The 14,478-nt window shown below is 42.4% G+C and carries 15 protein-coding genes; 4 read left to right on the top strand and 11 right to left on the bottom strand.

The window, feature by feature from the left end; translation table 11 throughout:
- On the top strand, positions 1 to 1,416 hold the full coding sequence (locus tag PR709_RS15300; protein WP_272570973.1) for an FAD-dependent oxidoreductase: 1,416 nt from the start codon (positions 1 to 3) through the stop codon (positions 1,414 to 1,416).
- Positions 1,417 to 2,582: 1,166 nt separating this feature from the next.
- On the opposite strand, the gene sspB is transcribed toward PR709_RS15300, so the two are convergent.
- The 5 genes from sspB to zapE form a co-directional block, all read right to left on the bottom strand.
- Complete coding sequence (sspB, locus tag PR709_RS15295; RefSeq protein ID WP_014657579.1) at positions 2,583 to 3,074, bottom strand: ClpXP protease specificity-enhancing factor; 492 nt, start codon at positions 3,072 to 3,074, stop codon at positions 2,583 to 2,585.
- Positions 3,075 to 3,082: 8 nt separating this feature from the next.
- The gene (sspA, locus tag PR709_RS15290; protein ID WP_004925425.1) at positions 3,083 to 3,724 is read right to left on the bottom strand and encodes a stringent starvation protein SspA; all 642 of its coding nucleotides are present in this window, start codon (positions 3,722 to 3,724) and stop codon (positions 3,083 to 3,085) included.
- 634 nt (positions 3,725 to 4,358) lie between these two features.
- Complete coding sequence (gene rpsI / locus PR709_RS15285; protein ID WP_004258235.1) at positions 4,359 to 4,751, bottom strand: 30S ribosomal protein S9; 393 nt, start codon at positions 4,749 to 4,751, stop codon at positions 4,359 to 4,361.
- A gap of 15 nt (positions 4,752 to 4,766) precedes the next feature.
- Positions 4,767 to 5,195, bottom strand: coding sequence for a 50S ribosomal protein L13 (rplM, locus tag PR709_RS15280; RefSeq protein WP_004925433.1), 429 nt, complete (start codon positions 5,193 to 5,195; stop codon positions 4,767 to 4,769).
- Positions 5,196 to 5,471: 276 nt separating this feature from the next.
- On the bottom strand, positions 5,472 to 6,605 hold the full coding sequence (gene zapE, locus PR709_RS15275) for a cell division protein ZapE (RefSeq protein WP_036943068.1): 1,134 nt from the start codon (positions 6,603 to 6,605) through the stop codon (positions 5,472 to 5,474).
- A 221-nt stretch (positions 6,606 to 6,826) separates the two neighbouring features.
- Between zapE and zapG the strand changes: the two genes are divergently transcribed.
- The 3 genes from zapG to degS all read left to right on the top strand — a co-directional run bounded on the left by zapG (position 6,827) and on the right by degS (position 10,314).
- On the top strand, positions 6,827 to 7,231 hold the full coding sequence (zapG, locus tag PR709_RS15270) for a Z-ring associated protein ZapG (RefSeq protein WP_004925439.1): 405 nt from the start codon (positions 6,827 to 6,829) through the stop codon (positions 7,229 to 7,231).
- Between the two features lie 436 nt (positions 7,232 to 7,667).
- A complete protein-coding gene (locus PR709_RS15265; RefSeq protein WP_164457004.1) occupies positions 7,668 to 9,062 on the top strand; it encodes a Do family serine endopeptidase in 1,395 nt (464 codons plus the stop codon).
- 187 nt (positions 9,063 to 9,249) lie between these two features.
- Positions 9,250 to 10,314 carry an outer membrane-stress sensor serine endopeptidase DegS gene (gene degS, locus PR709_RS15260; protein ID WP_004925447.1) on the top strand — a complete coding sequence of 355 codons (1,065 nt, stop codon included), beginning with the start codon at positions 9,250 to 9,252 and terminating at the stop codon, positions 10,312 to 10,314.
- 93 nt (positions 10,315 to 10,407) lie between these two features.
- On the opposite strand, the gene murA is transcribed toward degS, so the two are convergent.
- The 6 genes from murA to mlaE form a co-directional block, all read right to left on the bottom strand.
- Complete coding sequence (murA, locus tag PR709_RS15255; protein WP_004925449.1) at positions 10,408 to 11,670, bottom strand: UDP-N-acetylglucosamine 1-carboxyvinyltransferase; 1,263 nt, start codon at positions 11,668 to 11,670, stop codon at positions 10,408 to 10,410.
- A gap of 157 nt (positions 11,671 to 11,827) precedes the next feature.
- Positions 11,828 to 12,082, bottom strand: a complete 255-nt coding sequence (gene ibaG, locus PR709_RS15250) for a BolA family iron metabolism protein IbaG (protein ID WP_004925453.1) — start codon at positions 12,080 to 12,082, stop codon at positions 11,828 to 11,830.
- Between the two features lie 140 nt (positions 12,083 to 12,222).
- Positions 12,223 to 12,513: a lipid asymmetry maintenance protein MlaB gene (gene mlaB / locus PR709_RS15245; RefSeq protein WP_004925456.1), complete on the bottom strand. Its 291-nt coding sequence runs from the start codon at positions 12,511 to 12,513 to the stop codon at positions 12,223 to 12,225.
- Between the two features lie 4 nt (positions 12,514 to 12,517).
- The gene (mlaC, locus tag PR709_RS15240; protein ID WP_004925458.1) at positions 12,518 to 13,144 is read right to left on the bottom strand and encodes a phospholipid-binding protein MlaC; all 627 of its coding nucleotides are present in this window, start codon (positions 13,142 to 13,144) and stop codon (positions 12,518 to 12,520) included.
- 34 nt (positions 13,145 to 13,178) lie between these two features.
- Positions 13,179 to 13,688: an outer membrane lipid asymmetry maintenance protein MlaD gene (gene mlaD, locus PR709_RS15235; RefSeq protein WP_004925461.1), complete on the bottom strand. Its 510-nt coding sequence runs from the start codon at positions 13,686 to 13,688 to the stop codon at positions 13,179 to 13,181.
- Between the two features lie 3 nt (positions 13,689 to 13,691).
- On the bottom strand, positions 13,692 to 14,474 hold the full coding sequence (mlaE, locus tag PR709_RS15230; protein WP_004925463.1) for a lipid asymmetry maintenance ABC transporter permease subunit MlaE: 783 nt from the start codon (positions 14,472 to 14,474) through the stop codon (positions 13,692 to 13,694).
- Positions 14,475 to 14,478 lie beyond the last annotated feature (4 nt).

Below are 14,478 nucleotides of genomic sequence, written 5' to 3'. Positions count from 1 at the left end.
ATGAGCCAGAATGTTTATCAATTTATCGACTTACAGCGTGTTGACCCGCCGAAGAAAACATTAAATGTTCGTAAGATTGAATTTGTGGAAATCTATGAACCTTTTAGCGCGATCCAAGCACAAACACAGGCAGATCGCTGCCTTTCATGCGGCAACCCATACTGTGAATGGAAATGCCCTGTACACAACTATATCCCTAATTGGTTAAAACTAGCGAATGAAGGGCGTATTATTGAAGCTGCTGAGCTTTCTCATCAAACCAACAGCTTACCTGAGGTATGTGGTCGAGTGTGTCCTCAAGATCGCCTATGTGAAGGCGCATGTACCCTAAACGATGAGTTTGGTGCTGTCACTATTGGTAATATTGAGCGTTATATTAATGACACTGCCTTTGCAATGGGCTGGCGTCCCTATCTTTCCCATGTTGTGCCAGTCAATAAACGTGTTGCAATTATCGGGGCTGGCCCTGCTGGTCTCGCCTGTGCCGATGTTTTAGCGCGCAATGGTGTTCAAGCAACCGTGTATGATCGCCACCCTGAAATTGGGGGATTACTCACTTTTGGTATCCCTGCCTTCAAACTCGAAAAAGAGATTATGTCTCGCCGTAGAGAGATTTTCACCGCTATGGGAATTGAGTTCAAACTGAATACGGAAATTGGCAAAGATCTGACTTTAAGTGATTTGCTCAATGAATATGACGCCGTATTTATAGGTACAGGAACTTATCAATCAACGAAAGGGCAGCTAGCCAATGAAAATGCCCATGGCGTCCATGATGCCTTGCCGTATCTGATTGCCAATACGCGTCATTTAATGGGGTTTGAGGAGTTACAGGATGCACCTTATATCGACCTCAACAATAAGCATGTTGTCGTGCTTGGTGGTGGTGATACTGCAATGGATTGTGTCCGTACTGCTATTCGGCAAGGTGCAAAAAGAGTTAGCTGCGCTTATCGTCGAGATGAAGCGAGTATGCCAGGGTCGCCTAGAGAGGTAAAAAATGCGCGTGAAGAAGGCGCTGAATTTTTATTTAATGTGCAGCCAGTCAGTATTGAAGTCGATCAACAAGGAAAAGTATGTGGTGTTAAGGTAGTGAAAACCAGTATGAGCACATCTAAAAATGGTCGTGCTCAAGCTGAAATCATTGAAGGGTCTGAGCATTTGCTCCCCGCAGATGCCGTGATCACCGCCTTTGGTTTTCGTCCACATGTTATGCCTTGGCTCGCAGATCACGATGTGCAACTCGATAATCAAGGGCGTATTATCGCGAGTCATGATGCGCTTTTGGCCTACCAGACTTCAAACCCCAAAATATTTGCAGGGGGGGATATTGTCCGAGGCTCTGATTTGGTTGTCACCGCAATCGCTGAAGGACGTAAAGCTGCCGATGGTATTTTATGTTTTATGGGAGTCTAATTGCTAACGCCTTAGTAAGCGACCGATAGGCTGTAGTGATACCCCCCTCCTAATGCCAGTCAGCTAAACTGACTGGCATTTTCTTGTCAGGATATTGATCGGATTTAGATTTATGGCTTATCCATGTATTGCAAAACACCGATTTTCGCGTTTTCTAGTTTGTTTCGTTTTCAACCTAAAGCTCATCTATCTCGCGAGTCAATCTCATCACACAAATACAAACCCATAAAAAATAGTGCGGTTCGATTTATCAATAGTCATGAGAGCCGCTATTTAATTATATTAGGAATGGTTATATAACGTTCATAACAAATATTGATGAGCGGCTTCGACTACTTATTAGTAATTTTAGCTGTATGTGTTTGTCACATCTAAAATGCTACAGCACGATACTATTTTATCTAAGCCTTAAGCTTCGTTAAATGGCTATAGAGGGTAACTCGTCTCACTCACTGATAAGGGATAATAAAGTCTACAATTCATCAGACGCTTTCTTTTCTCGATAATATTTTTCAATTATGCGTATTACGAATAAAACCATTTGTATAAAGATAATATCAATATACAAATGGCTATCTCGAAGTGATCGCCTAAATAGGTCACTGAGAGTTTTTATCGGCATGATTTAATCGCTATCTATACCGATTATGTTGAAATAAGTGACAATATTATTGATATTTATCTCACTCAACGAATAAAAGATCAGATCCACTCTCGTGATATCAGTTGGGATTATTATATTGATGCCCAAGATATATGTGATTTTTGACTAAGAAATATAACTGTAGAAGAGGCTAGATAAAGCCAAAGTAAAAGTAGCTTTCAGTAATTATACGTATCACCCAGCATCGCTAGTTGAATTATTAAAAAGGTTTATCTGGCTGGAAAATTGATGCTGTAGTTCTTCTTGAACGCGATAGCAAGCAGCTTACTGATTAACTGGGTAATATAAATTGGTGTATCTCAATCAATAAGGAGTGGACAGCATCACCGATCTAGAAGTAAGTAGACTCAATCAGCAACACCATAAAAAAATCCGATATTATATTCCTTAATATCGGATTTTATATATTCAAAGGGTCATCAGCCATTTCGCCAATTTTTTCTTTATTGATCAGCGTCGAAGATGCTCTTCCCTCTATTTTTTAACCTAGATAACTTACCAACTATTTGATAACTCTGAGAGATGGCCTACCTTTAGGGGGTGGCGTTGGTTCATCATCCGATGCTGTAGATTCATCACTTGTCGGCTCTGATTCGTGAACTAACATGATGTTATCCGCTGGGTTATCTTCAACCACTTCTGGCTCACCTGATAATTGCTCTTCATAGGCTGTTTCAGGTTCGAACATCATGCCAGCCCCATTTTCACGAGAGTAGATAGCGATAATCGCAGCCATCGGAACATACACCTGACGAGGTACGCCACCAAATCGTGCGTTAAAACGTACTTCATCATTTGTGATCTCAAAATTACCAACCGCACGCGGCGCCACGTTCAAGACAATTTGCCCATCACGAACAAATTCCATTGGTACGTTGGTATTAGGAACGGAGACATCAACTACCAAATGCGGCGTCATATCGTTATCGAGCAGCCACTCGTAATGCGCGCGTAACAGATACGGGCGTCGAGGTGTCATTGGTGCCATTTCCATCATGACACTTAGCCTCGTGCCGAAAGACGCATTTCGCGCTCTAATTCAGTCAGTGAAGCCAAAAATGCGTCACGTTCAAAAACACGTTGCATATACATTTGCAGGTGCTTGCTGCTTGAAGGCTTCAGTTCAATACCCAATACAGGTAAACGCCATAATAGCGGTGCTAAATAGCAATCAACGAGACTGAACTCTTCGCTCATAAAGAAAGGCATTTCAGCAAAAACGGGTGACACCGCAATCAGCTCTTCAGCTAATTGGCGACGCGCGTTATCGGCTTCCTGTGCACTTCCCTTCTCAATTTTGTACATCAGAGAATACCAGTCTTTTTCAATGCGATGCATCAGTTGACGGCTAGTACCACGCGCAACTGGATAAACAGGCATTAATGGAGGATGAGGGAAACGCTCATCAAGGTATTCCATGATGATATGTGGGTCATATAGGGTCAGATCACGGTCAACAAGAGTAGGAACACTCTGGTATGGGTTTAGATCAATCAGATCTTGAGGCAGATGACCTTGTTCGACATGTTCAATCTCAACGCTAACCCCTTTCTCAGCCAAAACGATACGGACTTGATGACTAAAGATGTCGGTTGGCCCTGAAAATAATGTCATTACCGAACGTTTGTTAGGAGCGACAGCCATTAAAACCTCCAAGTTGCATAAAAATGAACTAAACTGTAATAAGTTTTTTAATAATTACGAGCCCGCTCATTTTAAAATCCCCTGTGCTAAAACTCTCATTTATCCATATTGAAAGCCAGCACAACCCTCTCGCAATAATGCTGCGAGAAATAAGAAAATAAAAAGCAGTCGCATATTCTAGCAGATTTTGTGCAACTTAGGGGGATGTTGATGAAAAAATCATAACTAAATGTCTTTTAAGACAAATAAAAACATAAAAAATAGAGCATTAACATACTTAATGAAAACTTATTAGCATATAAACCTTGAAGTTAACTCTAAAGTTATCATTTTCAGAAAGAAAATGGTTTTTCTCAAAAGTGAGTAAATTACCTAAAGATCAGTAACTGAGACTAACAATATACTGTTTGCATAATTTTTATATGCAATAGATTTATATTAGCGAATCACTTACCCTTTTTCACCACAATAAATAATATTCAATCTCTTCCAGCCTAAAAAGATAAAGCGTTACAACATATTGGATACCATTCCCCTAAAAGATCCGCTCCCCCACAACGATAAATTCAAGACAATAAAAAACCCGCCATAAAGACGGGTTTTGTCATCAATTTTATGCCCAAAGGGCAACAAATTAACGTTTGGAGAACTGTGGACGACGACGTGCTTTGCGTAGACCAACTTTTTTACGTTCAACAGAACGCGCATCACGGGTAACGAAACCAGCTTTACGCAGATCAGAACGAAGAGTCTCATCATAAGCCATCAGTGCACGAGTGATACCGTGACGGATTGCGCCTGCCTGACCTGAAATACCACCACCTTTAACAGTGATGTACAGATCCAGTTTTTCCAACATTTCAACCAACTCTAGCGGCTGACGAACGACCATGCGCGCAGTTTCGCGGCCAAAGTACTGTTCCAGTGTACGCTGATTGATTGTGATGTTACCGCTACCTGGCTTAATGAAGACACGAGCGGAAGAGCTTTTGCGGCGACCAGTGCCGTAGTATTGATTTTCAGCCATTGCCTATAATCCCGATTAAATGTCAAGAACTTGCGGTTGTTGTGCCGCGTGGTTGTGCTCGTTACCTGCGTAAACTTTCAGTTTACGGTACATTGCACGACCCAGAGGCCCTTTTGGCAACATGCCTTTAACCGCGATTTCAATCACACGCTCAGGACTGCGAGCAATCATTTCTTCGAAAGTCGCTTGCTTAATTCCACCTACATGGCCTGTGTGGCGATAGTAGATTTTGTCTTCGCGCTTATTGCCGGTAACAGCAATTTTTTCTGCATTCAGAACGATGATATAATCACCAGTATCCACGTGCGGAGTATATTCCGCTTTATGCTTACCGCGCAGACGGCGAGCCAATTCAGTTGCAAGACGACCTAAAGTTTTGCCATCTGCATCAACAACGTACCAGTCGCGTTTTACGGTCTCTGGTTTAGCTGTAAAAGTTTTCATTAAAACTTACCCAATATTGAAGTTACACGTTGGTGAACACTCATGTTCATAAGCTTTGTGAGGTTCACACGACTCTTGTCCAGCAAACCTACCCCTTCGAGCAGCCTAGCCGGCATTATGCGATATTTCTTGGGAAATAAGAAAATATCGCTGTAACGTGGGGTCGCAAGATTATAGAGAAGTCAGCAATAAAAATCGACCCCAAAACACATTTTTTTTCACCACGCGGTGAACTGCGTCTTTTTTGTGCGAATAGCATGCCGGTATTTAATCGACTTAAGCCAAATGCGGGATCTTTAAATACTCTTCGCTTTGCATTTCCTGTAAACGAGAAAGGCAGCGCTGATATTCAAAGGCTAATAAATTACCTTGGTACAGCGATTCCATCGGCACCTGTGCGTTAATGATCAATTTAACCTTACGCTCATAAAACTCATCCACTAACGCCAAAAACCGCCGTGCTGCATTTTCTTGTTTGGAATCTAACGCTGGCACATCATATAAAATGACAGTGTGATAACAATTGGCTAGATAAATATAGTCATTTTGGCTACGAGGCTCATCACACAATGCTTTAAAACCAATCGCAAGTACCCCTTCTGCGCTGCTGATAGCCTGCATTTTGCGATGATTCACTTCTAATACAGGTTGTTGTTCGCCTTGCTTACCTGCCAGCTTCACGAAAATTTCATTGAGATGCTGGCGATTTTCTTCATTTATTGGAGAGAGGAAAAGATGAGCCTGAGTTAATGTTCTTAGCCGATAATCAACCCCAGCATCAACATTCATCACTTCGCAATATTTTTTAATTTGTTCAATTGCAGGTAGAAAACGAGCGCGTTGCAGACCATTACGATACAGCTCATCAGGGATAATATTGGATGTCGCAATAAGCGTGATGCCTCGGGCAAATAGCCCCTCAAGCAATGTGCCTAAAATCATCGCATCCGTGATATCAGAGACAAAAAACTCGTCAAAACAAAGGACATCCGTCTGTTTTTTAAACTCATCAGCAATAATATCTAGCGGGTTTTCTTGACCTTGCAGAGCCATCAAGTCTTCTTGGACTTTTTTCATAAACCGATGAAAATGCAAACGAAGTTTCCGGTTTCCCGGTAAACTTTCATAAAACATATCCATAAGCCAAGTTTTACCTCGACCAACTCCCCCCCACATGTATAACCCTTGTACAGGTTCAGTCACAGCAGCATGCTTTTTGCCTAGTAGACGTTCTAAGCGCATTTTCAACCCAGAAGGCTTTTCCTTTTGTTCATTTGAAGAGGATGACGCGATCAGTTGCTGATAAATTTCATCTAAACGCTCTACAGCACGTTTTTGTACGTCATCAGGCTGGTAGTGACCTTCAGCAAGAGCCTGCTGATAACGCATAGTAGGAGACATCGGCGACATTAACTGAATAATCCTTAAAAAATTTTCGGTTTTTTTACCGTTATATGGTATACACTGCCCTTATTATAACCAGATTCATTTATTATTTAACGTCTAGTTAACGAATGCTAAATAGAGTAAGGAATTTCACCTTAGTATTCCACTCTTTAGTGATTAACAGGTATAGTTATAGGTAGCCAAGCTTAATTTCTGCGAACAGTGAAGTAAACGAAGGAGTCAGCATGACCTGGGAGTATGCACTAATTGGATTAGTTATTGGTTTCATCATCGGCGCATTAGTTGTCCGTTATGGGAACCCAAAACTTCGTCAACAAAAAACAGCACAAGCTGAATTAGACAAGAAAAACACTGAGCTAGAAGAGTACCGTAAGGAGCTAGTCGGTCATTTTGCTCGCAGTGCAGAATTACTTGATAATATGGCTCGTGATTATCGTCAGCTATATCAGCATATGGCTCAAAGCTCATCTGAGTTAATGCCAGATATGCCAGCGCAAGATAACCCGTTCAATTATCGCTTAACAGAATCAGAAGCGGATAATGACCAAGCACCCGTCAAAATGCCACCAAGAGATTATTCCGATGGGGCATCAGGGTTATTCCGTCCTATTGACGAAAAAGAGAAGTAATTATTCATTTATGCTCTAAAGTATTTGAGGGGCAGCGCGCGAACAATAGCTTCATCCAGCAAGCTGCAACTTAAAATATAACGAGTCGAACCACCAGCAAAGCAATTTGCTGGTGGATACCAAATATCATTTTCTATTTACACTAAACCAACGAGTTTGCTGCTGTAAATTAATCAGTTAACTCTATTTCACAATATATCGTTTCATATTAAATATTTCTTTTTATTTCAAAACTGTATAGAAATTAAGTCCTCATCTACAATACATGTAAATAGATGTAAAATAATGGATAACCGCTACCCGTTGTATGAACTTTTGCGCATAATCCATGGTCATAGTTATCAGTAAAATCAAATCTGATATGAGAAAAATATCCTGATTGGTGTAGCAAGGCTACAACCTGATAAATTTTATTCTTGAGAGAATCTACGGAATGATGAAAAGAAAAAATTTCTTTCTCACTGCAGTCGCAATGAGCCTAGGGTTATCCCTTTCAATTTTACCTTCAATTAGCAGTGCTGCTTTGCCTGCGACATTACCAGCAACGGCACAAAGCCAAAATATGCCAAGCTTGGCACCTATGCTTGAAAAAGTACTGCCAGCGGTGGTGAATATCCATGTTTCTGGTACGCGCGTTCAAAATCAGCAGATCCCAGAAGAATTAAAATTCTTCTTTGGCCCAAATATCCCTTCACAACAACAAAGTGTTAGGCCATTTGAGGGCTTAGGCTCTGGCGTTATTATTGACGCACAACAAGGCTACATTTTAACGAATAATCACGTGATTGATGGCGCGGATAAGATCCAAATCCAACTGAATGATGGGCGTGAAATTGATGTCAAACTCATTGGTAAAGACGCGCAAACCGATATTGCGTTACTGAAAATCACCAATGCGAAAGATATCAAAAACCTTACCGCCGTTAGCATGGCAGATTCAGATAAACTCCGTGTTGGTGACTTTGCCGTTGCCGTTGGTAACCCATTTGGTTTAGGGCAAACAGCGACTTCAGGTATCATTTCGGCACTGGGTCGTAGTGGTTTAAACCTTGAAGGGTTAGAAAACTTTATCCAAACCGATGCTTCTATCAACCGCGGTAACTCCGGTGGTGCTCTGGTTAACTTAAACGGTGAATTGATTGGTATCAATACCGCAATCTTAGCTCCAGGCGGTGGTAACATCGGTATCGGCTTCGCTATCCCAAGTAATATGGCGAAAAACCTCAGTGAGCAGTTAATTAAGCACGGTGAAGTAAGACGCGGTATTTTGGGTATTAAAGGCACCGAAATGAATTCAGATATTGCTAAAGCCTTTAATATCGATGCTCAACGCGGCGCATTCGTCAGTGAAGTTCTGCCTAAATCTTCTGCCGCAAAAGCAGGCATTAAATCAGGCGACGTCCTCGTGTCTGTTGATGGTAAACGTATCAACAGCTTTGCTGAGCTGAGAGCCAAAATTGGTACTAGCCAGATTGGTAAAGAGATCACGATTGGTTTGATCCGCTCAGGAAAACCAATGGATGTTAAAGTGGTTTTAGAAAACAATGAAGGCGAAGCCACTAAAGCGGAAAAACTGAGTGAATCATTACTTGGTGCAACATTATCTAACGCAACAGTTAATAACACCAAAGGTGTACAGATCGATAACGTAACACCTAAATCACCAGCAGCGGCTGTCGGTTTAGTGAAAGGTGACCTCATTTACGGTGTAAACGATGTTCGTGTCGAAACCATCGAACAGTTCCGTAAAGTCATTGATGCTAAACCACCAGTACTTGCTATGAAGGTTCTGCGTGGTGGTGAAACCTTATATCTGTTGATGAAAAACTAATTAGCCCTCTGTACTTCGAGTGACTGTCGGTTACATATGGCTTCCTTTAACTCGAAATATTTAGAGCGTTACACAAAATTGTTGTAAAAGATCAAAACAGGTACAGGACAAACTGCTGTGCCTGTTTTTTTATGTTATGCTCAAGTTCCCTTTATTAACATCAACAACCTGAATAATTCGATATCTTATGGTGAAAAAGCTTATCTGGGCAGCAATGCTAGGCCTATTAATCGCTATGATTATTATCGTTGCGGTTCCTTCCCTACGTCCTCAAGGCTTAGCAGATTTGCTTTATGGTAAAATAGATAGCGAACCTGTCAGTTATAATAAGGCTGTGCGTAAAGCCGCTCCAGCCGTTGTTTATGTTTATAGCAGCTCAAAAGGCAGTTTTTCTCAATCAGGCCGCGAATTGAAATCACTTGGCTCGGGTGTGATCATGAGTTCAAATGGCTATATCATCACCAATAAGCATGTGGTTGATAACCCTGATCAAATCTTAGTCGCCTTACAGGATGGCTCTATTTTTGATGCGCTATTAGTTGGCTCGGATGCTCTGACTGATTTAGCTGTACTAAAAATTGATGCAGAAAATCTTCCCGTTATCCCAATTAATAAATTCCGCGTCACCCATGTAGGCGATGTCGTGCTCGCTATCGGCAACCCATATAATATTGGTCAAACCGTCACCCAAGGGATTATCAGTGCAACAGGTCGTGTAGGGTTAAGCTCCACTCGGAGGCAAAACTTTTTACAAACCGATGCATCGATTAATTCAGGTAATTCAGGGGGAGCTTTGATTAATAGCGAAGGAGAGCTTGTCGGTATTAACACGCTTTCGTTCAGTGCAGGCCAAGGGGTTAGTTCAGAAGGCCTAAGTTTTGCTATCCCAACAGCACTGGCTACAAAAATTATGGAAAAACTGATCCGTGATGGGCGTGTGATCCGAGGTTATATTGGGATCACCGCACGTGAATTACCGCAAATTAGAACCAACAACAACAATATCGATCAGATTAAAGGTTTGCGCGTTTTCCAAGTTGCTCCCAATGGCCCAGCGGCTAAATCCGGCATTCTCCAAGGGGATATTATTTTATCCGTCGATAATAAGCCTGCAATATCAGCCGCTGAAACGATGGACTTAGTGGCAGAGATCCGCCCCGGTAGCAAAGTACCAGTAAAAATCTTACGTGATGGTGAAGTAAAAGATGTCGATGTGATCATCGAAGAGATACCTGAAGGGCAAGCGGGCTAGGCTATTTTCTGAGAGTCTCCCCACAGCAATACAAAAAAAAGTTGTTCAATTTGAACAACTTTTTATGTTTATCTTATCGCTCTCATCCACGAATTAATCGTCAGATTTGATCCGTTCGATATTCGCGCCTAAACCACGCAGCTTATCTTCAATATGCTCATATCCGCGGTCGATATGATAGATACGATCAACCGTTGTAGTACCTTCCGCGATACAACCTGCAATGACTAAGCTTGCTGATGCACGCAAATCTGTCGCCATGACTTGTGCTCCAGTTAGCTTTTCCACACCATGGCATAACACAGTATTACTTTCGATTTCAGCATGCGCGCCCATACGAATTAATTCAGGAATATGCATGAAACGATTTTCAAAAATTGTTTCTGTGATCATCCCTGCCCCCTCAGCCACTAAATTCAATAGGCTAAATTGAGCCTGCATATCTGTTGGGAAGCCAGGATGCGGTGCAGTACGCAAAGTAACCGCTTTAGGGCGTTTGCCTTGCATATCAAGACTGATCCAATCTTCGCCCACCTCAATTTTAGCACCTGCTTCGCGCAGCTTCGCCAAAACGGCATCTAGTGTATCTGGACGAGCGTTACGGCAAACCACTTTCCCTTTTGAAACTGCTGCTGCAATAAGGAAAGTACCTGTTTCAATACGATCAGGCAGTACACGATAGGTACCACCACCTAGGCGCTCAACCCCTTCAATAACAATGCGGTCAGTACCAGCACCGGTAATTTTGGCACCTAATGTATTTAAGAAATTAGCCGTATCTTCAATTTCTGGCTCGCGAGCGGCATTCTCAATAGTTGTCGTGCCCTCAGCTAATGTTGCCGCGGTCATAATAGTCACCGTAGCGCCAACACTCACTTTATCCATGACAATACAAGCGCCTTTTAAACGCCCATCAACCGTCGCTTTCACATAGCCGTCTTCTAGGATAATGTGCGCGCCGAGCTGCTCTAAGCCTGAGATATGTAGGTCAACAGGACGAGCGCCAATCGCGCAGCCTCCCGGTAAAGAAACTTCCCCGTGACCAAAACGAGCGACTAGCGGTGCGAGAGCCCAAATGGAAGCACGCATGGTTTTGACCAGATCATAAGGTGCACAGTATTCAGTGACATTTCTGGCATCAACATAAATGGAACCATTACGTTCAACTTTCGTTCCGAGTTGATTCAGCAGCTTAATCGTTGTATCGATATCCCTAAGCTTAGGTACATTTTGGATCTCTACCGGCTCTTCAGCCAACAGCGCAGCGAACAGAATTGGTAATGCGGCATTTTTCGCACCAGAAATTGTTACCTCACCTTCTAAGCGGGTAGGCCCTTTAACTAAAAATTTATCCATTCGGTTACTCTCGTATTCACACTCGCCATACTTCAAGTTGCGGATGTAATCGACTTCCTTGGTCCAGTGGCTTGCTAGAACTTCCTTTCATTGAGCGACGACAGGCAACGTGAAATATTTGGAGTATAGATTTTAAATACTGTTCGCGGATTTTTTATCAAAAACCGTTTAGCTTGCGGTCGCGAGCCCACTCTGCTGGGGTATATGCTTTTATTGAAAGCGCATGAATACGGTTATCCGCGATATACTCCATTAAAGGGGCATAAACAGCTTGTTGCTGTTTGACTCTGCTCATATTTTCAAACATGGCACCGACGGCAATAACCTGAAAGTGGCTGCCATCACCATTAACAATTACCTCATCCAGAGATAGCTTATCCATCAATACTTGTTTTATTTCGTTGGGTTCCATATATGACTCAATTTTATAATCATTGGTTACGGGTATAAATAGACGTCTATCCTAAAGGATCCGTCACAATTCTTAAACCAAAGAAAACGCCTCTGGTGCACAAAAACACGCAGAGGCGCCTTTCTTTACACAAACTGACCTTAACTTAGCAATAATGACTTAACACCATAAAGCTCCATCAAGGTTGTTAGATTATCACTCATACCGACTATCTTCAGTGAGCGTTTTTCTGTTGCCAATTCGCCTTTTAGGCGCACTAGCATTGCTAGCCCTGTTGAATCAACGTGTTCCAAGCCCGAAACATCGATTTGCTCAACCTCAGCAAGTAATGATTTTCGCTTTTCCCAGAACACCAGCAAAGAGTCTCGGCCTAATGTGCCGGACAGTAACAATGCCGATGATGACTTTTCCCACGTAAGATCATGACTCATTTGACTATTTCTCTTCCAGCGTAATAGGTGCTTTCGCACTGATTTCTAACTGTTTTGTTAAGCCATCAATGCCTTGTTTACGCAGGATATCACCCCATTCGTTTTGTTTGGTCGTGATCATACTGACGCCCTCTGCAATCATATCATAGGCCTGCCAGTTACCTGTTTTACTGTTTTTGCGCCATTGGAAATCAAGGCGTACTGGTGGACGGCCATTTGGATCTATGATGGTGACTCGAATAGCAACAATGTTTTTATTCCCAATAGGTTGCTCTGGTGCTATCTGATAAGTTTGACCATGGTACATCGCGAGTGCTTGACCATAAACTTGCTCAAGATACGCTTCGAAAGCAGTAAAGTAAGCGTCACGCTGCGCAGGCGTCGCGTTCTTGTAGTAAGTGCCTAAGACTAAAGCCCCTGCATATTTAATTTGTACATATGGCAATAATTCTTCACGAACAATAGTTCTCAGGTAGTTAGGGTCTTTACGAATTTGCGGCTGCTCATTCTTTAAACGGGTAAAGGTTTTTTCAGCCGCTTCATCCATCAGTTTATACGGGTTGGTTTGATCTATCGCCATTGCAAATGGTGCAATCGCTAACATTGCTATCATCATTAAGCGCTTAAACATAAGTTATTCCTTCTAAATTCGTCTTAACATCGAATCAATTAGCAGCAGGAGCAGGTTGAGATTCAGCGCCTTGGCTATCGCCGCTCTTATACAAGAATTGACCTATCAAATCCTCTAAAACCATCGCAGGTTTGGTATCTTCAATACGTCCACCATCTTTCAATAATTCTGCATCGAGACCTTCACCATAGGGCCCGATATTCATCGCAATATATTGCTCACCGAGTAAGCCGGAAGTACGAATAGATAATGAGCTGGTATCAGGAATATTATTATATTCACTTAGTAGGTCAATTTTAACATCAGGCACATAGGTCTCTTTGTTAAGCGTAATGCTAGCAACGCGCCCAATCACAACGCCCCCCACTTTCACTGGGGAACCTTCTTTTAAGCCACCAATATTTTCAAAAGAGGCCGAAATCTGATAAGTCGATTGGCTACCGAGCGATTTTATATCCGCCACTTTTAGGCACAGAAAAATAATTGCCGCAATCGCTAGCAATATAAAACAACCTACCCATACTTCACTTTTTTTACTTTGCATGACTTAGTTCCCAAACATCAGTGCTGTAAGTACAAAATCTAGACCAAGAACCGCTAACGATGCATGGACCACGGTTCGTGTTGTCGCTTGGCTAATCCCTTCCGATGTTGGGATAGCGTCATAGCCGTTGAACAACGCAATCCAAGTCACCGTTATGGCAAACACTAAGCTCTTGATAAAGCAATTTACAATGTCCATCCGCCAATCAACGGAGGATTGCATTGAGGCCCAAAAGAACCCTTCATCAATCCCTTTCCAATCAACGCCAACCAATGCACCACCTAGGATACCTACTGCAACAAATATCAGTGATAGCAATGGCATGCTAATAAAACCAGCCCAAAAACGCGGTGCTATCACTCGACGAAGAGGATCCACCGCCATCATTTCAAGGCTAGAAATTTGTTCTGTTGCTTTCATTAAGCCAATTTCAGCCGTCAATGCAGAGCCTGCCCGCCCTGCAAACAAAAGGGCTGTCACAACCGGACCAAGTTCACGCAACAAAGATAGTGCCACCATCATACCAAGGCTGGCTTCCGCGCTAAACGTTGTCAGAACTAAATAGCCCTGTAACCCAAGCACCATACCAATAAATAGCCCTGAGACAGCGACAATCAAGAGTGATTGCACACCAACAGCATATAACTGCTTAATTAATAATGGCCACTGCTTGGAAAACTCAGGTTTCCCAATTAATGAGCGAAATAGCATATAACCCGCTCGCCCAAAGGCCGAAAAAATTTCAATCCACCGACGTCCGAGGGCAGCAATTGCCTCTACTATCATCTTA

Source organism: Providencia sp. PROV267, from assembly GCF_028477825.1.
Lineage (GTDB): Bacteria > Pseudomonadota > Gammaproteobacteria > Enterobacterales > Enterobacteriaceae > Providencia > Providencia stuartii.
The sequence above is the reverse complement of the archived record's forward strand: the minus strand, read 5'-3'. Positions and strand labels throughout refer to the sequence as shown.

Bases quoted from the DNA above. Each gene is read 5' to 3' on its own strand.
- murA (WP_004925449.1), bottom strand. From the start codon at position 11,670: ATGGATAAATTTTTAGTTAAAGGGCCTACCCGCTTAGAAGGTGAGGTA.
- sspA (WP_004925425.1), bottom strand. From the start codon at position 3,724: ATGGCTGTCGCTCCTAACAAACGTTCGGTAATGACATTATTTTCAGGG.
- zapG (WP_004925439.1), top strand. From the start codon at position 6,827: ATGACCTGGGAGTATGCACTAATTGGATTAGTTATTGGTTTCATCATC.
- rpsI (WP_004258235.1), bottom strand. From the start codon at position 4,751: ATGGCTGAAAATCAATACTACGGCACTGGTCGCCGCAAAAGCTCTTCC.
- PR709_RS15265 (WP_164457004.1), top strand. From the start codon at position 7,668: ATGAAAAGAAAAAATTTCTTTCTCACTGCAGTCGCAATGAGCCTAGGG.
- zapE (WP_036943068.1), bottom strand. From the start codon at position 6,605: ATGTCGCCGATGTCTCCTACTATGCGTTATCAGCAGGCTCTTGCTGAA.
- rplM (WP_004925433.1), bottom strand. From the start codon at position 5,195: ATGAAAACTTTTACAGCTAAACCAGAGACCGTAAAACGCGACTGGTAC.
- mlaC (WP_004925458.1), bottom strand. From the start codon at position 13,144: ATGTTTAAGCGCTTAATGATGATAGCAATGTTAGCGATTGCACCATTT.
- mlaE (WP_004925463.1), bottom strand. From the start codon at position 14,474: ATGATAGTAGAGGCAATTGCTGCCCTCGGACGTCGGTGGATTGAAATT.
- mlaB (WP_004925456.1), bottom strand. From the start codon at position 12,513: ATGAGTCATGATCTTACGTGGGAAAAGTCATCATCGGCATTGTTACTG.
- ibaG (WP_004925453.1), bottom strand. From the start codon at position 12,082: ATGGAACCCAACGAAATAAAACAAGTATTGATGGATAAGCTATCTCTG.
- PR709_RS15300 (WP_272570973.1), top strand. From the start codon at position 1: ATGAGCCAGAATGTTTATCAATTTATCGACTTACAGCGTGTTGACCCG.
- sspB (WP_014657579.1), bottom strand. From the start codon at position 3,074: ATGGAAATGGCACCAATGACACCTCGACGCCCGTATCTGTTACGCGCG.
- degS (WP_004925447.1), top strand. From the start codon at position 9,250: ATGGTGAAAAAGCTTATCTGGGCAGCAATGCTAGGCCTATTAATCGCT.
- mlaD (WP_004925461.1), bottom strand. From the start codon at position 13,688: ATGCAAAGTAAAAAAAGTGAAGTATGGGTAGGTTGTTTTATATTGCTA.